Source organism: Halorubrum salsamenti (genome assembly GCF_007671685.1).
In the GTDB taxonomy this organism is placed as follows: Archaea; Halobacteriota; Halobacteria; order Halobacteriales; family Haloferacaceae; genus Halorubrum; species Halorubrum salsamenti.
The window spans coordinates 372468-394545 of the sequence record NZ_VCNL01000001.1; the positions used below are offsets into that span (position 1 = coordinate 372468).

16 protein-coding genes and 2 pseudogenes are annotated in these 22078 nt (G+C 67.5%); 8 read left to right on the plus strand and 10 right to left on the minus strand.

From position 1 onward, the window contains the following. Positions 1 to 32 precede the first annotated feature (32 nt). Positions 33 to 2273 (minus strand): type II secretion system F family protein, encoded by a 2241-nt coding sequence (locus tag FGL94_RS01935; protein WP_144920411.1) that lies wholly within the window; start codon positions 2271 to 2273, stop codon positions 33 to 35. After that, entirely contained in the window at positions 2270 to 3940 is a 1671-nt protein-coding gene (locus tag FGL94_RS01940) for a type II/IV secretion system ATPase subunit (protein ID WP_144920413.1), read from the minus strand. The genes FGL94_RS01935 and FGL94_RS01940 overlap by 4 nt, the downstream gene beginning before the upstream one ends. A gap of 128 nt (positions 3941 to 4068) precedes the next feature. Between FGL94_RS01940 and FGL94_RS01945 the strand changes: the two genes are divergently transcribed. After that, positions 4069 to 4530 carry a DUF5793 family protein gene (locus tag FGL94_RS01945; RefSeq protein ID WP_144920415.1) on the plus strand — a complete coding sequence of 154 codons (462 nt, stop codon included), beginning with the start codon at positions 4069 to 4071 and terminating at the stop codon, positions 4528 to 4530. Between the two features lie 140 nt (positions 4531 to 4670). Continuing rightward, positions 4671 to 4997, plus strand: coding sequence for a HalOD1 output domain-containing protein (locus FGL94_RS01950; protein WP_186313314.1), 327 nt, complete (start codon positions 4671 to 4673; stop codon positions 4995 to 4997). Positions 4998 to 5021: 24 nt separating this feature from the next. Here the strand turns inward: FGL94_RS01950 and FGL94_RS01955 are convergent, their stop codons facing one another. After that, positions 5022 to 5750, minus strand: a complete 729-nt coding sequence (locus FGL94_RS01955) for a helix-turn-helix domain-containing protein (protein ID WP_144920417.1) — start codon at positions 5748 to 5750, stop codon at positions 5022 to 5024. A 295-nt stretch (positions 5751 to 6045) separates the two neighbouring features. On the opposite strand from FGL94_RS01955, the gene FGL94_RS01960 reads away from it, so the two are divergent. After that, the gene (locus FGL94_RS01960; RefSeq protein WP_186313315.1) at positions 6046 to 7545 is read left to right on the plus strand and encodes a lipopolysaccharide biosynthesis protein; all 1500 of its coding nucleotides are present in this window, start codon (positions 6046 to 6048) and stop codon (positions 7543 to 7545) included. Between the two features lie 11 nt (positions 7546 to 7556). Here FGL94_RS01960 and FGL94_RS01965 read toward each other — a convergent pair. Next, a pseudogene (locus tag FGL94_RS01965) lies at positions 7557 to 8051 on the minus strand (RNA-guided endonuclease InsQ/TnpB family protein); the annotation flags it as partial. Here FGL94_RS01965 and FGL94_RS01970 point away from each other — a divergent pair. After that, positions 8050 to 8943 (plus strand): annotated as a pseudogene (locus FGL94_RS01970) (IS200/IS605 family accessory protein TnpB-related protein); the annotation flags it as partial. The pseudogenes FGL94_RS01965 and FGL94_RS01970 sit on opposite strands and share 2 nt — an antisense overlap. Positions 8944 to 9750: 807 nt before the next feature. Here FGL94_RS01970 and FGL94_RS01975 read toward each other — a convergent pair. Then, positions 9751 to 11406, minus strand: a complete 1656-nt coding sequence (locus tag FGL94_RS01975) for a DUF2070 family protein (RefSeq protein ID WP_144920419.1) — start codon at positions 11404 to 11406, stop codon at positions 9751 to 9753. Beyond that, positions 11407 to 12438, minus strand: coding sequence for a glycosyltransferase (locus FGL94_RS01980; protein ID WP_144920421.1), 1032 nt, complete (start codon positions 12436 to 12438; stop codon positions 11407 to 11409). A gap of 310 nt (positions 12439 to 12748) precedes the next feature. Here FGL94_RS01980 and FGL94_RS01985 point away from each other — a divergent pair, with 310 nt between their 5' ends. Continuing rightward, a complete protein-coding gene (locus FGL94_RS01985) occupies positions 12749 to 14221 on the plus strand; it encodes an NAD(P)H-hydrate dehydratase (protein ID WP_144920423.1) in 1473 nt (490 codons plus the stop codon). After that, positions 14214 to 14726, plus strand: coding sequence for a cyclic pyranopterin monophosphate synthase MoaC (moaC, locus tag FGL94_RS01990; RefSeq protein WP_144920425.1), 513 nt, complete (start codon positions 14214 to 14216; stop codon positions 14724 to 14726). The genes FGL94_RS01985 and moaC overlap by 8 nt, the downstream gene beginning before the upstream one ends. Positions 14727 to 14768: 42 nt before the next feature. On the opposite strand, the gene FGL94_RS01995 is transcribed toward moaC, so the two are convergent. Beyond that, on the minus strand, positions 14769 to 16493 hold the full coding sequence (locus tag FGL94_RS01995; RefSeq protein WP_144920427.1) for a formate--tetrahydrofolate ligase: 1725 nt from the start codon (positions 16491 to 16493) through the stop codon (positions 14769 to 14771). Between the two features lie 81 nt (positions 16494 to 16574). Then, on the minus strand, positions 16575 to 18743 hold the full coding sequence (gene fdhF / locus FGL94_RS02000; RefSeq protein WP_144920430.1) for a formate dehydrogenase subunit alpha: 2169 nt from the start codon (positions 18741 to 18743) through the stop codon (positions 16575 to 16577). A 176-nt stretch (positions 18744 to 18919) separates the two neighbouring features. Here fdhF and FGL94_RS02005 point away from each other — a divergent pair, with 176 nt between their 5' ends. Then, complete coding sequence (locus FGL94_RS02005; protein ID WP_144920432.1) at positions 18920 to 19549, plus strand: hypothetical protein; 630 nt, start codon at positions 18920 to 18922, stop codon at positions 19547 to 19549. A gap of 5 nt (positions 19550 to 19554) precedes the next feature. On the opposite strand, the gene gcvT is transcribed toward FGL94_RS02005, so the two are convergent. Next, the gene (gene gcvT / locus FGL94_RS02010) at positions 19555 to 20727 is read right to left on the minus strand and encodes a glycine cleavage system aminomethyltransferase GcvT (protein WP_144920434.1); all 1173 of its coding nucleotides are present in this window, start codon (positions 20725 to 20727) and stop codon (positions 19555 to 19557) included. 124 nt (positions 20728 to 20851) lie between these two features. Between gcvT and FGL94_RS02015 the strand changes: the two genes are divergently transcribed. Continuing rightward, on the plus strand, positions 20852 to 21523 hold the full coding sequence (locus FGL94_RS02015; protein WP_144920436.1) for a S26 family signal peptidase: 672 nt from the start codon (positions 20852 to 20854) through the stop codon (positions 21521 to 21523). 38 nt (positions 21524 to 21561) lie between these two features. Here FGL94_RS02015 and FGL94_RS02020 read toward each other — a convergent pair whose 3' ends face one another. Continuing rightward, positions 21562 to 22035 (minus strand): NYN domain-containing protein, encoded by a 474-nt coding sequence (locus FGL94_RS02020; protein WP_144920438.1) that lies wholly within the window; start codon positions 22033 to 22035, stop codon positions 21562 to 21564. Positions 22036 to 22078 lie beyond the last annotated feature (43 nt).

The following is a 22078-nucleotide window of genomic DNA, read 5'->3' on the forward strand; positions in this document are numbered from 1 at the left end:
GACGGCGACGCCATCGGTCGCCCGGGAGTGGCTCACAACAGGTCGATGACGAAGAACGCGGCGAGCGTCAGCAGAAGCAGGACGACGACGTGTTTCACCCCGTCCTTCACCGTTCCCTCACCGAGCTGACCGGCGACGAGCCCGGAGCAGACCGCCTGTATCGCGGCGGCGTGGAAGAACAGCTGCTCGTAGGCGCTCGCGTCGATGTCTCCGAGGCCGTCCGTGATCCCCGAGGGGCCGCCCGGCGCGCCGGGGAGGTCGCTTGCGCCGGTTCCGGCGCCGGAACCGGAGATCGCCGCCTCCTCGATCGCGGGGATGAACGACACCGACAGCGAGGCGATGATCCCCAAGAACACGAGGAAGGAGATGTAGATGACGAGGAGATACGTCAGCATGACCTGTCGGCGCTCTCGGCGGAGCGACCACGTCGAGCGCGACTCGTCGGCCGCGATTCGGAGCACGGGACCGATGTCGCCGCTGGCGCGCATCGCGTTCGTGATCAGCGCGACCGCCCGCGAGGTCATCGGCGACCGAACCCGTCGCTCCAGCCGCCGGAGCGCGGTGCCCACGTCGGCGCCCCAGTCGATGTCGCGCCGGGTGCGCCGCAGGTCGTCGCTCAGCGCCTCCAGGTTCGAGTCCGCGACGCGGCGGACGCTTCCGACCACGGAGGTGCCGGCCTCGTTGACGCTGGCGAGCCGGTCGAGGAAGTCGGGGACCGCCGACTCGATCCGGCGGACTCGGCGCTTGCGCGCCTCGTAGACGACGGCGTAGCTCGCGAGCACGAGCGCGGTCGCGGCGACGACCGGCGTCTCGACCTGCGCGACCATCTCGGTCGGCGGTCCGAGGGCGATCGGGAAGGCGGTCACGAGCAGGCCGACGACCGCGAGCGGAACGGAGAGGAGGAACGCCGTGCGCGGCTCCGCGAGCACGCTCTCGACGGGCGAGGCGACCCACCGACGGAGGGACCGGATCCCGTCGTACGCCCGGAGTCGCTCGCGGCTCGTCGTCCAGCGGTCGCCCACTGACGACCCGCGCGTCGCGCCCCCGTCGGTCTGTGCGCCCCCGTCGGTCTGCGCGCCCCCGTCGGTCTGCGCGCCCCCGTCGGTCTGCGCGCCCCCGTCGGTCTGCGCGCCCCCGTCGGTCTGCGTCGCGTCGCCCGCGGAGGCCGGGCCGCCGTTGCTCCTCGCCTTCGATCCGTCCTCGGTCGCCTCCGAGAGGTCGACGGTCTCGGTGCCGCCGATCCCCTGCGTGACGCTGTCGACGTAGACCACGAACCCGAACGTCGCCAGCGGCACGCCGAGGTAGACCACGACGCGCAACAGGGGGAGCGTGTCCTCCAACACGAGCCCGATCACGACGAGGATGGTGATGAAAAAGAGCGGGCCGGCGACCAAGGCGGTGACGTACGCCTCCGCGAACGTGGAGAGGAGTTCGAGGTACTGCTGCTGTTTCGACTCGGCCTCCTCCTGATACAGCTCGTACTGGTCGCTGAGGAACGTCGAAATGGGCTGGCCGGTGCCGAGCACGGACGCGAGGTTCTCCGCGAAGTCGGCCAGGTCGTCGCTGGGAGTGCGTCGGGAGATGCGCTGGAGCGCGGTGAGCGCGTCGGTGCCGAAGGCGTTCATGTCGCGGACGGCGACCGACAGCTCCGTCGCCGCCTCGCCGTACACTGCCTCGTTCTCCGCGAGGGTGTCCATCACGCGGGGGAACGGCATCCCCGACCGAGAGAGCGCGTACATGAACGCGACGGTGCGCGGGAGGGTGGCGTCGATCTCCGCCCCCCGGGCGTGGGCGCGCTGGTCGAGCAGCTCCCATCGCCCGTAGTACATCCCGATCGCGAGCGCGGCGCCGAGCGTCGCCGACGCCAGCGTCAACAGGAGGAACAGCTCGGGGAGCCCGAGCTCCGTGAGCCGGGTCACCCCCGCGACGAACGCGATCGACGCGGGGAGCGTCTCGCCCAGGGCCGCCTCGCTCACCTCGAGCGCCGAGAGGAGCCCGGCCGCGCCGTACACGCCGATGACGCTGCCGGCGACGCCGAGCACGCCCGCGTACAGGAGCGTCTTGGCGGCGTACGTCCGATGGGTGCCCGCGACGTGGGCGGCGCGCATCAGGTCGCGCTGACGGCGGCGCCGCGGTCCGTCCTCGCCGACGTAGTCACCGAAGAGCGACAGCGCGACGCGGGTGACGACCAGGTCGGCCCCGTCGTCGACCGCGGGCAGCAGCAGCGCCAGACAACACCCGAGCGCGGCGAGCAAGGGGAGGTACGCGATCATCCGTCGCCGGCGTCCGTCTCGGCGCGATCGTCTGTCTCGCTCGGACAGCCGTCGCCGTCGCTCCGTTCTTCGAGCCGGTCCATCACGCTCTCGGGGTCGGCGTAGTACTCGTTGACGAGGGCGGTGAACGCCCGGTAGTCGGTGACGCCGAGCCCGCGGAGCAGTTCGAGGAACCGCTCGCGCCGCCGGACCTCGCGGAGCAGCTCCGACCGTGACCAGCCGCGCTCGTCGGCGATCTCCTCCATCAGCGACGAGTCGTTCCGGCTGAACTCGTCGGTCTCCGCGTCCCACTCGAACGCCGAGGAGTAGTCGAGCTCTCCGGTGCGCTGGTCGATCCCGCCGATCTCGCCGACCGTCTTCGCGCGCCGGACGCGCTGGTCGCCCGAGCGGGTCAGCGTCTGGATCGACAGCATGTCGAGCGACTGGACCATCGCGCGCGGCACGTTGATCGGCTCGTTCTCCAACCGGTTGATCACCGTCTCGATCGAGTCCGCGTGCATCGTCGAGAAGGTGGTGTGGCCCGTGTTCATCGCCTGGAACAGGGTGATCGCCTCCTCCCCGCGGACCTCCCCGACCACGATGTACTCGGGGCGGTGGCGCAGCGCGGAGCGGAGCAGGTCGTACATGTCGATGTCGGCGCCCTCGTAGCGGCGCTCGCGAGTGACCGAGGAGAGCCAGTTGTCGTGGTATAAGGAGAGCTCGCGGGTGTCCTCGATGGTGAGGACCTTCGCGCGCGGCGGGACGAACATCGACACCGCGTTCATCGAGGTGGTCTTCCCGGAGGCGGTGCCGCCCGCGAAGATGAGGCTCTTGTTGTGCTCGATACAGAGCCAGAAGTACGCCATCTGCTCGACCGAGAACGTGCCGTACTCGATCAGGTCGATCGGCGTGAACGGGTCCTCGGCGTACTGGCGGATCGTGAACGCGGAGCCGCGGGGGGTCACCTCCTCGCCGAGCGCGAGCTCCGCGCGCGACCCGTCCGGGAGCGTCGTCTCCACCATGGGATCCCCCACGGAGACGTGGCGCCCGGACTGCTGGGCGAGGCGGATCACGTAGTTGTCGAGCTCCGACTCCCCGAACGAGACGTCGGTCTCGATGTCGGTGTAGTCGTCGTGGTAGACGAAGATCGGGAGGTCGTAGCCGTCACACGAGATGTCTTCGATGTGACGGTCGTTGAGGAGGGGGTCGACCTTCCCGTAGCCGCGGAAGTCGCGGTAGAGGTAGTACGAGAGGGCGTGGAACGTGTCCATGCCGACGTCGACGCCGTACCCCTCCAACAGTCCCTCAAGCTCCGTCCGAAGGGTCTCCTCGTCGGTCCGTCCGGTGCCCTCGCGGTATAGTAACGGGTCGCGGATGTCGTCGACCACGCGGTCGAGGAGGTCGCGCTCGAACCGGTCCAGCTCCGGCTCGACCGCGTAGTACCGGTGTTCGCTCTCCGTCTCGTCGTAGGTGATCACGACGTACGCGTACGGGGCGTTCACCCAGTACCGGTCGATCTCGCGCTCCCCGTCGGGGACTGCGAAGGCGGCGAGCGGACCGTCCGCGCCCGGTCTGAAGGGTCGAACGTCGATGTCGGACCCCCGTAGCACTTCCCACGTCCGCGAGAGCCGCCGCCGGAGGGCCTCGATGCGGTCCCCGACGTCCTCCTCGCGCGCGTCACTCGCCATCGTCGTTACGGAGCCGTATGCGTCGTGGCGGTTTAAAATCCCCCCGGCGATTATCAGCGGCGAGTCGCCCACAGCGGGGATCCGCCCGTTACGTTCATACGGGACGACCGCAAAGTACCGGACAGGAAATGCGGCGTGACTATTTCGAGCTGACCGTCGAGGGCGTCGACGACGACGCCGACCAGCCGGCGACGCCGCTGGTCCGCATCGATTTCCACGGACCGGACGGGCTCCTCCGAGACCGGCTCTCGGGGACCGACGGCGACCTCCTCGACGCTGGCGACGTCGACGTGGCGTTCCGGCTCCGTGAGCCCCTCTCGACCGAGGACGACCCGGAGGGCGTGGTCGGCGTGACGAACCGCTACACTGGAGACTTCGTCCTCGAGCTCAACGAGACGGCCACGGACGTACTCCCCTTCATTCACGCCGCTCGCGACTCGGCGGGAGACGAGGACGCCCACTATCGGGTCGAGATCGACGTCGACGGCGAGCGGCTCGTCAGCTACGACAAACACACCTTCCTCGTGTACGACCACGAGGGGAACCTCCTGCGCAACGAGAGCCTGATCCCGTCGGGAGTCGAGCTCTGACCGGGCGTCGGGCGTCGATTCCGCCCGTTCGGCGGTGTCGGGATCGCCGGGACCGTCACAACCCTTCAGAGATAGGGACGGAGCATAAGGCCACTTGCCCGCTCTGTTCTACCGGACAGCAGCCAAACCACAGTGATCTCATGGCCCAACGCAACTACTCTCGACTGGAAGCTGAAGATCTGTGCTCCGATATCGCGCCAAACGCGTACACGTCGAAGTTCGTCCGTGGACCCGATACGCCCACCTCGATCCGCGTCGTCGAGACGGTTGCGGACGCTCTCGGAACGGAGCCGAATGAGCTGGGGCCGCTCTACGAGACGGTCGACCCCGACGCGCTTGATCTGCTCTTCGAATCTCCACGCCGGTTCACGAGCGGCTGTGTAACGTTCACATTCGAGGGGTGTAACGTCACCGTCGACGCAGACGGGTGGATCGCCGTTTCGCCCGGAACGGACGACGAAGAGTGACGTTCGGCCGCTTCTCACACCCTGTCACGCGTCTCCGGCCGCGCGACCGTCGTCGGAATTTTCAAACAGGAACGTGAGGATCTTGCGCTCGGCTGCGAAGACGTGTTCCGAGAAGGTAGCCGACGTGATCCCGAGTTCGTCAGCGACGTCTTGTCCCGTACAGCCGCGCGGCCACTCGTAGTAACCCATCTCAAACGCGCTCTGCAGGACTTCCCGCTGTCTATCGGTCAGATCGTTGAGGACCGGTTGCTGGAGCGTCGAGGGAGTTAACATCGACGCGTGCGTATCTCTCGTCCGCTTCGCTATCAGTTCGAACTCCGGATGTTCCTCGAGGAACTGCTCTGTAACTCCTGCCGGATCGTATCTCAATGGGATCTCGGCGACGATGCGCCCCTGGCCGTCGACGCCTTCGACGGTTTGCGGGAGGGCCCCGAGTTCGGCGAGCCGATACGCCGGACAGTTCCCCGATACGACGAATTCGAATAAGCCACCGTCGTCGTATTCGCTGAGAAGCGATGTTTCGACGGTCTCGTACGTGTCCGTGTGGCGCGTAATTCGGGCGGGAGGCGCACCTAACACGTTGAAGAACTCTGCGTATTGCGCTTCCGGACGTGGGATGATGTTTGCGAGTTCAACCCGACAGTGCTCTTTCTCGGACACGCCGACGAACGGATACGCGGGGTCCTGAACGGTGAGTTCGATCTCGACCACCGAATCGGCCTGGTTGTTACTTTGGTCTTCTATTTCGCCCATTATACATGATTTTTAGTGATTGTTCTAAGCTTTTATGGAAATAGTTATATAATTTATGTTTTGTGTTCGTCTGGCTCGTCTATACGAGACAGCGGTAAGTGGCGATGAGAGTCCCTCATCCCGGTCCGCGTTCTCGAGCAGTATCCCTCGAGTTGTGAAGTCGGTAACCGAGTTACACTGTGATTACCTTTGTCCCGCTCTCGCGAACTCCGATCGTTCGAGTGAGACTACCGTATGAGCAGACCGTCCACGGACCACCTATGAGGTTCCACTCTGAGCGCATCGAGAGACGACCGTGAAGGACCGTCTCCGTGCCCTCTTGGAAAAGGTCATTCCAAGCGGATCGTTACTCGATCGCACTGTCCAGAGCGGGATGTGGGCCGGGGGGATCAAGCTCTCGAGTCGATTCCTGCAGGTCCTGATGTTGATCGTTCTCGCTCGACTGCTCGCGCCCCGGCAGTTCGGGCTCGTCGGGATCGCGCTGATATCGTTGAGCGCGACGCGGAACTTCTCGCAAATCGGCCTGAAAACGGCGCTCATCCAGCACAAGTCCGAAAACATCGATGACTATCTGGATACAGCGTGGTGTCTCGAGGCGGCTCGGGGTGCCGTGATATTCGGTGTGCTTTTCGCCTTCGCTCCCGTCATTGCGGGCGTTTTCGACGAGCCGTCCGCGACGCCGCTGATCCGGGTCATCGGGGTCGGTCCGCTCCTGTTCGGACTCCGAAACCCGGGAGTCGTCTACTTCCGCAAGGACCTCGAGTTCCACAAGGAGTTCATTTATAAGGTCAGCGGCGGGTTCGTCCAGTTTTTCGTCGGCGTCGGCTACGCACTCGTCTCGCCGACCGTCTGGGCGCTCGTCTTCGCGTACGCGTCGGCGGACGTCTTCCGGTTCGGACTCTCGTATTTCGTCCACGACTACCGACCGTGGCCGTCGTTCGACGTCTCGATCGCGAAAGAGCTGATCGACTACGGGAAGTGGATCACGGCGTCGTCGGTCTTCTACTTTCTGTATAAGGAAGGCGACGACGCCTTCGTCGGCTGGTTCATCTCCGCGACCGCGCTCGGATTCTACCAGTACGCGTACCGGATCGCCGACACGCCGTCATCGGAGGTGTCGGAGGTCTTCGCCAGCGTCAGCTTCCCCGCGTACTCGAAACTCCAAGACGACCCGGCGGAGTTCCGTCAGGCGCTGCTCGCGACGACGCGCCTCACGGGATTCGTCACGATCCCGATGTCGCTCGGTATCGCGCTCGTCGCCCCGAGTTTCGTCCCGGTGGTCCTCGGGTCAGAGTGGACGCGGATAATCCTCCCGATGCAGTTACTGGCGCTGTACGGGCTGTTTCACTCCATCACGCGGAACTTCGGGTCCGTCTACAAGGCGCTTGACCGCCCGGATTTGATAGCGAAGCTTTCCGCGCTCCGGGTCGCTTGTATCGCGATACTGATCTGGCCGGCGGCCGAACGGTTCGGTATCGAGGGCGTCGCGCTCGTCGTCGTCGGGGTGTACGTGTTCCCGATGCTGCCCCTCGACGTGTACATCGTCTCACGGCTCACCGAAACCGACTCGATGGCGCTCGTCAGGGAGTGGTTCTACCCGGCTGTCGCTGCTGGCGGTATGTTCGGGGGCCTCTGGCAGGTGCGCAAGCTGATCGAGGTGAGTCCGCTCGTCGAACTCGTCGTCTTGATTCCGACCGGCGTCGTCGTCTACACGGCGATCTGCTTCCCCTTAGCCCGGTACTCGCCGTGGCAGATCGAGAGTGACATTCGGTCGATCGCCGGTAGCCTCGGGTAAACTACCCCGCCCTACTCGCTCACGGCTTCGCCGTTCGCTTCGTTGTGAGTGGGGCTTTCGCGTGGACTCCTGTTCTGGCCATCGCTGGCAGGCTCGTAATCGCCGTTCACATTCAACGTCCCGCGATTCAAGCGCACGTTTACGGGTGCGCCTCCGCCCGACGACGTTTGCGCCGAGCGGAGATGCTTCAGGCCGATATTCTTCGCCGCGTTGTAGTCGGCGTTCACTTCGTAACCGCACTTCTGGCAACAGAACCGTTCTTGCGTCTCGCGGTTCTCTCGGAGTGTCGTCCCGCACTTCGAACATCGCTGGGAGGTGTACGCGGGACTCACCTGCTCGACCGAGATGCCGATGACTTCGGCTTTGTACTCGACGTACTCGAATAAGCGTCGGAACGCCCACGCGTGGAACTTCTTGGCGTTCGCCATCCGTTCACGAATTCCGGTCAGGTTCTCGAACGCGATCACGTCACAGTCGTGTTCGATGGCTTCTGCGACGAGTTCCCTCCGTGAAACGCGAGAAGCCTACCAGCACGCCCTTCAAGACGCATTCGACGCTGAATGTACCTCGCAGACCGAAGCGAACGATGTGGCGGTCAACTACGATCTGAGTGGGTACGCGAAGAACGCGCTCAAACAATACGTTCCGCAACTCACGACGACATATAACGCGGACGAACTCCACGACGACCATCCTGTCCGCTTCACCAATGAGGGACTACGGATCGACCACAAGCCCGAGAACGCTATCGAGTGGTACGTCAAAATTCCGCACCACGAGGACTACCACCTCTGGATGCCAGCACAACCGAATCCCGACCAACGGGACTGGTTGGAAGCGTTGAACGCAGGAGACGCGGAGATGGGCGAGAGCCAGCTGTTTGAGCGGGACGGGACGTGGTATCTCCACGTCACCGCCACCCGCGAAATCGTGGAGTACGCCGAGTCCGCCGAGAATCCCGTTCTCGTTCTGGAGGATCTGACGTACATACGGGAGTCGATGGACTACGGCGACTTCATGAACCGGCGTCTCCACGGATGGGGATTCGCCAAACTCCACGCGCAGATACGCTACAAAGCCGTCGAGAAGGGGATCCCCGTCGAGACGGTGAACCCACGCAACACGTCGAAGGAGTGCCACGCTTGCGGTGAGGTCGGGTATCGTCCGCGATAGGCGACGTTCAAGTGTACGAACGACGCTTGCTGGATGGGCGAGTACCAAGCGGACGTGAACGGCGCGATAAATATCGCAGATCGCTACCTCAGTGGAGAGCGCCATTCAAGAGAACACACGGATGGCAATGACTCGGCTGAGGATGGGGGGCGTTTGACCGCCCCACAAGACACCCAAGCCGATGCTGAAACCCAGCAGGAGACGCTTGAGACGTATGCGTCTTGAAACCAGAGGGCTACACTCGGCCTGAAATCCCGTGGTGGGATTCCCGCGTCTTCAGGCGCGGGAGGAGGTCAATACGGGGGAATGTACCTCCATCTAACGGGGCCGCTTTTGTCAGTGGAGTCGGTATCTCGGACGGTATACATGGGCGACCAGGCTCTCAGTGCCTCGGCCTCGCGTACGTCGAGGGCGTCGCCGACGCTCACGGCCGGGGAAAGCGCCACGGAGGCGCGCGGTTCGAAGTGTCCGACGCGGCCGTCCCGTAGCGGGTGAGGGCGTGTCGGTCGATGATGACCACCGATTAATCGCGGGAATGAGTGTCGCTGTTTGGCGGCAGTGATACGATATTTAAATAGTGGTAAGTAGTGACGACGATCGCTTATAAAAAAGCGGCGCGGTGGCGCGTCCCGGTGCGAGGTCGCCGGCGCGTAGCGCCGGCTGCCAGAGGGACCGGAGGTCCCTCGTTGGAGTCGGTCGCCCGGAGTGACGCGGAGGGCGACCGACGAGGCTGGGGAGGTGTGAGGCTGCGGTTGCGGTCCCGGTCCGGCGAGTGGAACGAGCGGGAGCGCGGAAGTCGCGGCCCGCGCAGCGAAGCGAGCAGGAACGTCTTCCAGTGGTACGGGGCGGAACTCAGAGGGACAGCCTGGAGGTCCGCCACGGGAGAGCCGTCGATCGCGTATAAACAGCTGCCAGCGACACCACTCGGTCACTCATACAGAACCACCGACCGATCCACGTCACCCGCTCCCGCTATCGATCGCCACTGTTCGCATACCGGCCGTACTCGGGACGGAGAGAAAGTCCCGCCGGTCAGAAGAACAGCCAGATGACGAGCAGCGCGTACAGCATCGCGAGCGCGATGATCGTCAGCCGGATCAGGATGTTGACGCTGAACACGAGCCCGTTGTAGTCGTTTTTCAGGAGCTTGAGCGGGCGAGTCGTCCGACTCGTCAGGCCGACCGTCGCAGGAGCCACGTCGTCGGCGGCGCGCTCGACCGCCTCGCGCAGCGCGTCGGTGTCCGACCGCGTCGTGTTGGCGAGCTCGTGGATCGAGGCGTGGGTGTCCGTCGAGAAGACGAGGACCTCGTCGAACTCCTCGCGGTAGTCGGCCGCCAGCTCCCGCACGTCCGGCGTGATCCCGTTGGTGTCGATCCCCATCAGCAGGACTTCTTGCCCGTCGACCGACTCGACGAGCGCCGCCACGTCCTGGTCCGCGCGGCGGACCGCGAAGCCCGCCGCGTAGTCGCGGAGGGGCGCGTCGGCGAGCCGGTCGCGGAAGTCGTCGAAGTGGCGCTTCAGCCGGTCCGCCTCCGAGGAGCCGTACAACACCTCCTTCTCCGGGCCGTTCTGGAGGTCGTGTTTGTGGAGGTCCACGAGCAGCACCTCCGACTCGTCCACGTCGCCCATGAACACGCCCGTGTCGTAGTCGTCGATCCCCTCGCCGTGGAGGTAGATCACCTGCTTGTCGCCGATCCGCCGGCCGTGAAACTCGATCTCGCCGTAGTCGTGGTGCACCAGCCGCGACGCACGGGCGACGCAATCGGGGTCGGCGACGGCGTCGAGGATCGTCTCGGCGTCGTCCGGGTTCGAGAGGTCCTCCTTGTGCGTGCAGGGGACGTGGAGGAAGAACCCGCTTTCCCCCTCGGCGCCGTCGTTTAACGCGTCGATGACGTTCCCGCTCAGCTGGCCCCCGCCGAACCCGCCGAGCGGGCCGGGGTGGACCCACGGCGCGGCGAGGGTCAGCCGGTCGCCGTTGTCGATCGCGAGCGTCTCGACGGCGGGCTCGGCCTCGACCCCCAGATCGAGCGAGGCGCGGTCGTTCCGCAGGATGCCGGAGGTGAGTTCGAACGCGGAGACGTCGGTGTTGCTCCGGATGAGGTAGTCCACGATCCCGAGCACCAGCACGAGGAACGCCGCCGCGATGAGGAGCGAGGCGAACGCGAACACGTGCCGGTACGTCGTGAACCCGAGGTCCCCCCCGGCGAACGCGTAGAACGCGGCGATCAGCGCCGCCGGCTCCGCGAGCCCGACGACGAGGATCCGCTTGTAGCGGTCGATCCCCGTCGAGAGGACGAGCGCGAGGATGTTGATCAGGTAGATGGTGATAAACAGGAGCCAGACGATGCTCCACGCGTTCCCCACGTCGTTGGCCCCGGAGAGGATCAACGCGTAGACGAACGTGACGAACTGGTTGATCAGCGCCAGGAAGAAGCTCCACGTCCGCGGATACCGCGGGAGGACGCGGTGGAACAGCTCTCCGGCGAACAGGAAGGGGAGCAAGAAGAGCAGGACGGCGATCGGAAGGAGGGTCGACGGTTCCGGAGACAGCGGCGTGAACGCCGAGAAGGCGGCGAACGCGACGACGCTGTAGGCCAGAGCGAGGACCGCTATCGCGGGGAGCTGCCGCGAGAGCGCCGGCACGCTGAACACCAGCCGCTGGAAGACGTCGACGTTGTCCGCGCCCATCTACGACACCCCGTATATCTCCTCTAGGTCGTCTATCGTTCGCTCGACGGAGAACCCCCCGACCGCCGCGCGGGTCGGCCTGTCGCCGTCGAGGCAGTCGGTGACGGCGCGCTCCATATCGTCGAGATCGCCGTGTTCGAAGCGGGCCCCGTTGTCGTCGCCGATAGTGCGGTCGAACGGGGGCACGTCGGCGGCGGCGACCGGAGTCCCGCAGGCGTTCGCCTCCAGCGTCGAGAGCCCGAGCGTGTCGCAGGTCGACGCGGTGACGAAGACGTCGAGCGCGGAGTAGAACGCCGGGAGGTCCTCTCGCGGCAGGAAATCGCGGAACTGCACGTTCGCCGGCGCGATCGCTTCGAGGTCGTCCCGGACCGGCCCCTCGCCCACCAGCTCGAACCGCAAATCGGGCCGCCGGTCGGCGAGTCGGAGGATCTCGTCGACGTGCTTCTTCCGGGTCATCCGACCGCTGTACCCCACCGTCGGCTCGTCGCTCGCGAACTTCGAGCCTTCCACCGGCCGAAACGTGTCGGTCTCGATGCCGACGGGGAGCTTCCGCGGCGTCACGTCCCGCCGGATCCGCGAGGTGGACGCGGTGACGCAGTCGAACGACCGGAGGAACCGGTTCTCGTAGGCCACGTACGCCCGACCGGCGATCCCCGCTAGAAACTCGAGCTTGAGCCCCTGAACGAAGTAGTCTTCCACGGGCGTGTGGTGGGTGTACACGGAAGTCACGTCGTGCTTCTTCGCGTATCGACGGCCCATCAGTCCGGTGGAGGCCGGGCCGTGACAGTGTACCACGTCGAGGTCCGGAAGCGTCGAGAGGCGTCGGTAGGTCGGGACTCGGTACTGGCTGTAAAAGGGATTCGGCAGCGACGGCACCGGTATCTCGCGCTCGTCGGGGTCGTGGCTGCTCGCCGGGTAGACGACGTACACCTCGTGGCCGCGGTCCTCGAGCCGGTCCCGCCACGCGCGGATCGTATACGTCACGCCGTCGATGCCGGGGAAGTAGCTGTCGGTGAAGAATCCGATGTTCATGCGAGGGCTCGCCGTCGACGTGTCGTCTGTCGCGCACCACCGTCGGAACACTCACCGGGGGCAGGCGACTGCGCCGATCCACCGCTGACCGCGGCCGTCATCGCCTCATCGGCCGCCGTCGCGCCGTCGTCGCGCGCGGATCGTCCCGCAGCGCCGTTGTCGTATCCAGGCTGTGCCACGGTTGTTACGTCGCGGATTTCCCTCGGACGTGCATCAACATTTTCATTTCCCGACCGACGCGATTCCGGTGGGAAGACGCCCGTCGCCCTGCAGCCCCACCATTAATCACTCGGAGCGCGAACGCCCGCCCATGATCACCAGCGATCGGATGGCGGCGGTCGACGCCAACGCCGCCGCCCTCGGCGTCCCTCGGAAGCAGCTGATGGAGTCGTCCGGCAACGCGGTCGCCCGCGAAGTCCGGGCGCTCGCCGACCCCGGTGCGAGCGTCGAACTGCTCTGCGGACGCGGGAACAACGGCGGGGACGCGTTCGTCGCGGCTCGCTTCCTCTCCGCGTACGACGTGGCCGTCCGCCTGCTCGGGCGCCCCGAGTCGATCCGGACCGAGATCGCCCGCGAGAACTGGGAGGCGCTCGAGAGCGCCGAGATTCCGACCGAGGCCGTCACCGACGCCGCCGATCTCGCGCTCGACGACCCGGACGTGATCGTCGACGCGATGCTCGGAACCGGGGTGGCGGGCGCGCTCCGAGAGCCGGAGCGCACCGCGGCGCGGCTGGTGAACGGGAGCGACGCCGCGGTCGTCGCCGTCGACGTTCCCTCCGGGATCGACGCCGACACCGGCGAGCCGACCGGGAGCGGCGCCGGGTCGGGTGGACCCGCCGAGAGCGAGGCCGGCGAGCCGGTTCGTGTCGACGCCGACCGCGTCGTCACCTTCCACGACGAGAAGCCCGGGCTGGCGGCGCTCGACGCCGACGTGACCGTCGCGGACATCGGCATCCCGGCGGCCGCGGAACGGTTCGCCGGTCCCGGCGACCTGCTCGGGCTCGCGCGCGATCCGAACTCCCACAAGGGGGAGAACGGCGAGGTGCTCGTGATCGGGGGCGGCCCGTACACCGGCGCGCCCTCGCTCTCGGCCCGGTCGGCCCTCCGGACGGGCGCCGACCTCGTCCGCGTCGCCTGCCCGGAGACGGTCGCGCGGACGGTACAGGGGTACTCCGCGGACCTGATCGTCCGCGGGCTTCCCGGCGACCGGATCGGTCCCGCCCACGTCGACCGCGCGCTGGAGCTCGCCGCCGGCAACGACGTCGTCGTCATCGGTCCGGGGCTCGGCGACGGCGCGAGCGAGTTCGTCCGGCGGTTCCTGTCGCGGTACGACGGGCGCGCGGTCGTCGACGCCGACGCGCTGCGCGTCGTCCCCGAGACCGACACGGACGCCGAGCTGGTCTGCACGCCGCATCAGGGCGAACTGGTGGGAATGGGCGGCGAGACCGCCGACGACCCCGACGAGCGCGCGGCGCTCGTCCGGTCGTTCGCCGACGAGATCGGCCACACCCTGCTCGTGAAGGGCGCCTACGACGTGGTCACCGACGGCGACGCGGTCCGACTGAACCGCACTGGCAACCCGGGGATGACCGTCGGCGGGACCGGCGACGTGCTCGCGGGCGCGGTCGGCGCGCTCGCGGCCGTGACCGACCCGTTCCGCGCCGCCGCGGTCGGGGCGTACGTCAACGGGCTGGCCGGCGACGCGGCGGCCGACGAGATGGGGTACGGGCTCGTGGCGACGGACTTACCCGACCGGCTTCCCGAGGCGATGCGTGATGAGTGACGATCCCGAAGACGGCTCCGCCTCCGAGCTGACCCACACCGACGCGTCCGGCGAGGTCAGAATGGTCGACGTGGGCGACAAGCCCGACACGAGCCGTCGCGCGGTCGCGCGCGGCGAGATCCGGCTGACGCCATCGACGATCGCGGCCGTCGAGGGCGACGAGGTCGGGAAGGGCGACGTGCTGGCGACCGCCCGAGTGGGCGCAGTGCAGGCCGTCAAACACACCTGGGAGACGATCCCGATGTGCCATCAGATCCCGATCACGAACGTCGACACCGACTTCGCGGTCGGCGACGACCGGATCGAGCTGACGGTCGCCGTGGAGACGACCGGGAAGACCGGCTGCGAGATGGAGGCGCTGGAGGGGGTGACAACCGGTCTCAACGTCGTTTGGGACATGGTGAAGGCCGCGGAGAAGGACGAGGACGGAGGGTACCCGGACACCGGAATCTCCGGCGTCGAGGTCGTCGAGAAGGAGAAACGGGCGATCGACGGCGGCGACTAAGGACGCCGGCGACGACCGGACGCCGAGATCGCGGACCGCGCCTCAGAACAGCCCGCTCACGTCGCCGTCGGCGTCGACGTCGATGTCCTCCGCGGCCGGCTCGGCGGGGAGCCCCGGCATCGTCATCACGTCCGCGGTCTTGACGACGACGAACCCGGCGCCCGCCGACGGCGACACCTCGCGGACGGTGAGCGTCCATCCCTCGGGGACGCCGGTCAGCGAGGGGTCGTCCGCGAAGGAGTACGGCGTCTTCGAGAGGCAGACGGGGAGGTCACCGTACCCCCACGCCTCGACGCGGTCGAGGTCCTCGTCGGCGCCGTCGACGTACTCGACGCCGTGGGCGCCGTACACCTCGCGAGCGACGGTCTCGATCTTCTGGCGGAGCGGGGCGTCGAGGTCGTACAGCGGCTCGAACGCCCCGGTTCCGGCGCGCTCGCGGACCAACTCCGCGAGGGTCATCGCCCCCTCGCCGCCGTCGCGGTAGGCGGTCGACCGCGCGACAGCGATTCCCGCGTCGGAAAGCGTCGACTCCAGGGCGAGGAGTTCCGACTCCGCGTCGTCCGGGAAGACGTTGACCGCGACGACCGCGGGGATCCCGAACGACTCCACGATCTCGACGTGGCGTTTCACGTTGTCGACGCCCGCCCGGACCGCCTCGGGGTCGGTCGCGTCCAACGTGTCGAAGTCGGCCGGCCACATCTCCAGCCCGTGCCGTTTCGCGCCGCGGACCGTCGCGACGACGACGGCCACGTCCGGGACGATCCCCTGGCGGGCGACGACGTGCGCGAACTTCTCGGCGCCGAGGTCCGCCCCGAAGCCGGCCTCGGTGACGAGGTAGTCGGCGAGCGACGCGCCGACGCGGTCGGCCACGAGCGTGTTGGTCCCGTGCGCGATGTTGGCGAACGGGCCGCCGTGGACGAACGCGGGGACGCCCTCGACGGTCTGGACGAGGTTCGGGCGGAACGCGTCGCGTAAGAGTGCTGTTGCGGCCCCCGTGACGTCGAGGTCGTCGGGCGTGACCGGGTTTCCGTCGGCGTCCTCGGCCAGCGCGATCCGACCGATCCGCTCTTTGAGGTCCGCGAGGTCCTCCGCGAGCCCGAGGACGGCCATCAGCTCCGAGGCGGCCGTGATGACGAACTCGTCCTCCCGCGGGACGCCGCGTGCGGGGCCGCCGAGTCCCACGACGGCCTCGCGGAGCGCGCGGTCGTTGACGTCGAGCGCGCGCGGCCAGTGGACGCGGCGCACGTCGATACCCGCGTCGTTTCCCTGATGGAGGTGGTTGTCGAGCGTCGCGGAGATCAGGTTGTGCGCGGCCGTGAGCGCGTGGATGTCACCGGTGAAGTGGAGGTTGATCGCCTCCATCGGAAGCACCTGCGAGTACCCGCCGCCGGCGGCGCCGCCCTTGATCCCGAAGACGGGACCGAGGGAGGGCTCTCGGACCGCGACCGCCGCGGACTCACCCAGCCCCGAGAGCGCCTGTCCGAGCCCCACCGAGGTCACGGTCTTCCCCTCTCCCTTCGGCGTCGGGGTCATCCCCGTGACGAGTACGGTCGTTCCGTCGTGCTCGCCCGCGACCGCGGAGCGGACGGCCGACTGCGTGAGCTTCGCGATCCCGTCGCCGCGGGGTTCGATCTCGTCGCGGGTCAGCCCGAGGTCGGCCGCGACCTCCTCGATGGGCCGCGGGGTCGCTGCGCGCGCGACGGCGAGGTCGGACTCCGGTCCGTCGGCTACGTCGGCTCCGTCGACCGTCGGATCTGCGTGCACCATACCGAAGCCTTCTCTCGGGACGGTTATGAGTCTTGGAAGCGTTCTCGGCCGATAAAAAACCGGTCGCGGGACGGCGAGCGTTCAGTCGTCGGCCGGCTCCGCGCCGTCCTGGGACTCGCCGCCGTCGTTCGCTCTCTCTCCGCCGTCGGTGACGGTGACCGCGATGTCCGCCGCAGCGGCCTTGTACTCGGGGATCTTCGCCCGCTCGTCGAGTACGTCGTTCGTGAGTCGGTTCGCGGAGGCGGCCGCGAAGTGCGGCGTCGTCCAGACGACGCCCTCCTTGATGTCCTCGGTCACCTGCGCTTTCACCTCGATCTCGCCGCGTCGGGACCGGAGCGTCACCATGTCACCCTCCTCGATGCCGTACTCTTCGGCGTCGTTCGGGTGCACGTCGACGAAGTTCTCCGGGTGCTGGCGCGAGAGCGTCGGCGACCGCCGACTCATCGTCCCCGTGTTGTAGTGCTCTTCGAGCCGAGCGGTGGTGAGGATCAGCGGATACTCCTCGTCGGGCACCTCCGCCGGCGGCTGGTGGCGGACGCCCTCGATCTGCCCGAGCCCGCTCTCGGTGTCGAACGAGTCCTCGTAGAGGTACTGATCGCCCTCGTCGCCCTCCTCGTAGCAGGGCCACTGGAGCCCAGTCTCGCCGAGCGCGTCGTAGGTCATCCCGTGGTAGATCGGACACACCTCGCGCAGCTCCTCGAAGACGGCCTCCACGTCGTCGAACCGGAACTCGTCCTCGCTGAAGAGGCGGCTCCCGACCTCCATCAGGATGTCGAGGTCGTGTTTCGTGTTCTCGTGGACCTTCTCGGCGCCGCGCATGCGCTGGACCCGGCGGTCGGTGTTGGTGACGGTGCCGCCGCGCTCCGCCCACGTCGTCGCCGGGAGGACCACGTCCGCGAGCTCCGCGGTCTCGGTCATGAAGATGTCCTGTGCGACCATGAAGTCCAGCGACTTCAGGCGCTTCTCGACCTCGTTACCGTCGGGCTCGCTCATGATCGGGTTCTCGCCCATCACGTACAGCCCCTTCACCGAGCGGCCCGCCTCGTGGGAGATCTCCACGTTGGTGAGGCCGGGCTCGTCGGGGACTTCGAACCCCCACACGTCCTCGACGCTCTCCCGTGCCTCGTCGTCGTCGACGAGCTGGTAGCCCGGGAGGACGTTCGGCATCGCGCCCACGTCGCTCGTCCCCTGAACGTTGTTCTGCCCGCGGAGGGGATTGACGCCGGTGCCGGGCTTGCCGAGGTTCCCCGTGATCAGCGCGAGGTTGATCTCGTTCTGGACGTTGTCGACGCCGCAGGTGTGCTGGCTCATCCCCATCCCGGTGAAGATGGCGGCGTTGTTCGCCATCGCGTACTTCTCGGCGGCGAGCTCGATATCTTCGAGCGGGACGCCGGCCTCCTCGGCGGCCGCCTCCTTGTCGAAGTCTTCGAGCGTCTCCTTCAGGTCCTCGAACCCCTCGGTGCGCTCCTCGATGAACCCCTCGTCGATCCAGCCCGCGTCCGGCTCCTCTTCGTGGCGTTCGAGGATCGTCTTCAGGACGACGTTGAGAAGCGGGATGTCGGCTCCGGGGTTGAGCTGGAGGTGCATGTGCCGCTCGGTCTCGTCGATCTCGAACGACCGGGTGGTCTTGTTGGCGTGCGGGTCGACCTGGATGACGGTCGCGCCCTCCAGCACGGCCTGCCGGAAGTACTGGCTGTTGGCGATCGGGTGTTGCTCGCCGGGGTTCGCGCCCTGGATCCAGAGCACGTCGGCGGACTCCTCTAAGTCGGCCATACTGTTCGTCATCGCGCCCGCGCCGAGGCTGGTCCGGAGCGCCCACACGGTCGAGGCGTGGCACATCCGCGTGCAGTTGTCGACGTTGTTCGTGCCGTACCGGCGCGCGATCTTCTGGAGGAGGTAGTTCTCCTCGTTCATCGTCTTCGAGGATCCGAAAAAGCCCATCGCGTCGGGACCGTGATCGTCGCGGATACCCTCCATCTCCGAGACGATTCGCGAATAGGCCTCCTCCCACGACGCCTCGCGGAACTCGCCGTCCTCCTTTATCAGAGGCTCTGTGAGCCGGTCCTCGTGGTCGACGACCTGCGTCGCCGCGCCGCCTTTGATGCAGACGCGTCCCTCGTTGACCGGCGCCTCCCCCCACGGCATGAAGTTCACGTCGCCGGGGTCGTCGCCCTGGTTCACCTTGATCCCGCAGCCGACGCCGCAGTACGGGCAGATGGTCTTCACCGGCTCGTCACCCTCAGTCGACATGGTTCTCACCTTGACGTACGATCATACGTAACGATCTGTGATGCCTCCTGCATGAGTGTGTCGGTGATTTCCGGTCTCGGACTGGTCCGATCCTCCGCGGCGGGCCGCGTGGTCACCGCCCGCCGACTTCGTCGACCCCGCCGAACCGTTTTGTCGACCGGGACCGTTCGACCGGCATGGACATCTCGCTCGCCGACGTCGAGAATCACGTCGCCGACCACGTCGAGGCGTACCGAGAATCGGCCCCCTTTCACCCGGTTGAGGCGGAAGCGATCGGGTCGCTCTCAGAGGCGTTCCGGGCCGGCGAGTACGGCAAGCGGGACGTGGAGTGGATCGTCCGCTGGTACTTCCGACGGGCCGTGACGGACATCGATCACGAGGAGCGGCGCGCGGTCGAGGACGCCGTCTCCGACGTGGAGCCCCGAGAGCTACGCGGCGCGATGTGGGACGCGATCGACGCGCTGGACGACGAGATCGGGGACCCCCCTCACCACCGCGCGCTCGACGCGCTCACCCGAATTCCGGGAATCGACGTGGCGGTCGCCTCCGCGCTGCTGTGGTTCCTCGATCCCGACGCGTACTTCGTCGTCGGCGAGCGCGAGTGGGTGACCGTCGCCGCGCTGACCGACGACGCTCGCGCCGGCGCCGACCTCGACGGTCCGTATCCGGAGCCCATGACCGTCGACGCGTACGATCGGTTCCTCGACGCGGTGCGAGACCTCGCCGACCGACTCGGCGTCGACCACTGGCGCCTGTACATGGTGATCCGGAGCGTTCACGCGGAGGCGGTCGAGGGGGAGCTATAAACGCGTTACCGGTCTAAAAACGGGGGAACGACGACCTCGGCGCGCTTCTCATCGCCGCGCACGACGACGCTCACCTCGGTGCCCGGCTCGACGTACTGCTCGTGGAGGTACCCCAACCCGATCGGCTCGTCGAGCGTGGGGCTCATCGTCCCGGAGGTCAGCTGGCCGATCCGCGTGAGGTCGCCGTCGGTGACGGCGTAGCCGTTTCGGGGGACGCCGCGCTCGAGCAGGCGGACCCCGACGAACTTCTCGTCGACGCCCTCCTCCTTCTGGGCCTCGAGGGCGTCGCGACCGACGAACTCCGTGTCGAGCTTCACGACGAACCCGATCCGGGCCTCGTAGGGACTCCGCGGCTCGGTCTCGGGATCGAAGTCCTGCCCGGAGAGGAGGAACCCCATCTCGACCCGGAGGGTGTCGCGCGCGCCGAGCCCGCAGGGCTGCGCGTCGCTCGGCGCGTCGGCGAACGTCCGCCAGACGGCCTCGGCGTCGCCGGCCGGGCACATCACCTCGAAGCCGTCTTCACCGGTGTAACCGGTTCGAGCGACCCAGCTGTCCGCCTCGTCGACCGCCGCCACCGTCGCCTCGAACTTCGAGAGATCGACGACCCGGTCAGTGGGCGTCGCGTCGTCGAGCGCGTCGGCCGCGTCCGGCCCCTGCACCGCGAGCATGGCCCAGTCGTCGGTGGCGTTCGTGACCGCGGCGTCGAGCCCCTCGCTGTCCCGGTAGTCGACCCACCGGTCGTACATCTGCTCGTCGTGACCGGCGTTGGGGACGAAGAGGTACGCGGGGTCGCCGGTGCCGGCGTCGAGGTCCCGGTCGAGTCCCGCGAGCGCGGCGGCGCTGTCGCCCGCCTCGATCCCGTCCGGGAGGCGGTAGACGACCGTGTCGTCGAGCATGACGCCGTCCTCGTTCGTGATCGCGGCGTACTGGGAGTCGCCCGGGTCGAGCGCGGTCACGTCGTTGGTCGTGAGCCGGTTCATCAGGGTGGCCGCGTCCGGCCCCGACACCTCGATCTCACCCATGTGTGACACGTCGAAGATCCCGAGCGAATCGCGGACCGCCGCGTGCTCCTCGCTGATGGAGTCGAACTCGACCGGCATCTGCCATCCGCCGAAGTCGGTGAACTTCGCGCCGCGATCCGCGTGGACCCCGTGGAGAGGGGTGCGTCGGTCTGACATGGCTGAACGGTTGTTCGGCCCCACCTAAGGTCTTACCATCGCGCACCTCTCGGGGATATCACGACGCTCCCGAAAGAGTTCCACTGCCGACAGCCTCAAGCCGTTTCCTCCCCCGGTATCGTACGTGACGCGGAACCTCTCCGGCCTGCTCGCGCCCGCCGCTGCGGTCCTGTTGGTCGCGGTCGTCGTCGCCGCGGTCGCGGGCGCGTGGCCCCCGTTCGTCGCGGTCGAGAGCGGAAGCATGGCCCCGGAGGTCGAGCGCGGCGACCTCGTCGTCGTCACGGCGACGGACCGGTTCCCGTGGGGCGGGCTCGTCGGCGCGGCGGAACCCGGCGCGCCGGCCACGTTCGGAAGCGCCGGCGACGTGGTCGTGTTCCATCCGCCGAGCGACGGCCAGCGGCCGATAATGCACCGGATCGCCTTTCCGGTGACCGCCGGCGAGGACTGGACGGAGCGGGCCGACCCCATGCTGCTCGACGGCGACTGCTCGACGATCGCGGCCTGTCCCGCTCCCTACGACGGGTACGTCACCTACGGCGACGCCAACGGCGAGTACGACCAGAGCGCCGGGATCGCCCCGATCGTCCGCGAGGAGTGGATCTCCGCCAAGGCGCTGTTCGTCGTCCCGAACCTCGGCTGGTTCCGAGTGGGCGTCGACGCCGCGATAGCGCGGGTGGGCGTTCTCCCGACCGCGATCGGATTCGGCGGCCTCGCCGCCGCCACCGGCGGGTTCGGCGCGCTCCTTCTCGGGCGGATAACGGCGCGGCGGAAGGTCAGAGACGAGCGCGATCGCTAGGGGACGGAGGCGCCGCTCCATCGACGGTCCGTCGCCGGTTACGACTCGTCGTCGGCTTCCCCGTCGTCCTCGCTGCCGTCGAGCGTCACCGAGTCGGTCGTGGCGTTTCGGAGGGCGTCGGACCGGCCGAACTCGCCGGGCGCGATCGCGAGCGTCCGGATCCCGTATCCGTTCGCGGTCTCGACGACCGGCTTGAAGTCGGTGTCCCGCGAGGCGATCGCGAGCGTCGACATCCGGCTCTCGGCCGCGAAGCGCGCGGCGTCGACCGCGAGCTTCACGTCGACGTCGCCGCTCGTGACGACGACCTCGAAGCCGCGGGCCTCCGCCGCCTGAATCAGTCCCGGAGTCGCGTGCTCGTCGAGGTAGAGCCGCGTCGTCACGAGCTGCCCCTCCGCCTCCGCCGCGACCCGCACGTCGTCGAGGTCGACGTCGAACTCCTCCCGCAACACGTTCGGCCCGTCGACGAACAGCGCCACGCCGACGGGGTCGTCGTCCGACCGGCTGGATTCCATGCCTCTTGGTGCGGTATCCGCGGAGATATGCGTGCTGGTCTGT

Coding starts and splice junctions, on each gene's coding strand:
- FGL94_RS01935 (WP_144920411.1), bottom strand. CDS start 2,273: ATGATCGCGTACCTCCCCTTGCTCGCCGCGCTCGGGTGTTGTCTGGCG.
- FGL94_RS01940 (WP_144920413.1), bottom strand. CDS start 3,940: ATGGCGAGTGACGCGCGCGAGGAGGACGTCGGGGACCGCATCGAGGCC.
- FGL94_RS01945 (WP_144920415.1), top strand. CDS start 4,069: ATGCGGCGTGACTATTTCGAGCTGACCGTCGAGGGCGTCGACGACGAC.
- FGL94_RS01950 (WP_186313314.1), top strand. CDS start 4,671: ATGGCCCAACGCAACTACTCTCGACTGGAAGCTGAAGATCTGTGCTCC.
- FGL94_RS01955 (WP_144920417.1), bottom strand. CDS start 5,750: ATGGGCGAAATAGAAGACCAAAGTAACAACCAGGCCGATTCGGTGGTC.
- FGL94_RS01975 (WP_144920419.1), bottom strand. CDS start 11,406: ATGGGCGCGGACAACGTCGACGTCTTCCAGCGGCTGGTGTTCAGCGTG.
- FGL94_RS01980 (WP_144920421.1), bottom strand. CDS start 12,438: ATGAACATCGGATTCTTCACCGACAGCTACTTCCCCGGCATCGACGGC.
- FGL94_RS01985 (WP_144920423.1), top strand. CDS start 12,749: ATGATCACCAGCGATCGGATGGCGGCGGTCGACGCCAACGCCGCCGCC.
- moaC (WP_144920425.1), top strand. CDS start 14,214: ATGAGTGACGATCCCGAAGACGGCTCCGCCTCCGAGCTGACCCACACC.
- FGL94_RS01995 (WP_144920427.1), bottom strand. CDS start 16,493: ATGGTGCACGCAGATCCGACGGTCGACGGAGCCGACGTAGCCGACGGA.
- fdhF (WP_144920430.1), bottom strand. CDS start 18,743: ATGTCGACTGAGGGTGACGAGCCGGTGAAGACCATCTGCCCGTACTGC.
- FGL94_RS02005 (WP_144920432.1), top strand. CDS start 18,920: ATGGACATCTCGCTCGCCGACGTCGAGAATCACGTCGCCGACCACGTC.
- gcvT (WP_144920434.1), bottom strand. CDS start 20,727: ATGTCAGACCGACGCACCCCTCTCCACGGGGTCCACGCGGATCGCGGC.
- FGL94_RS02020 (WP_144920438.1), bottom strand. CDS start 22,035: ATGGAATCCAGCCGGTCGGACGACGACCCCGTCGGCGTGGCGCTGTTC.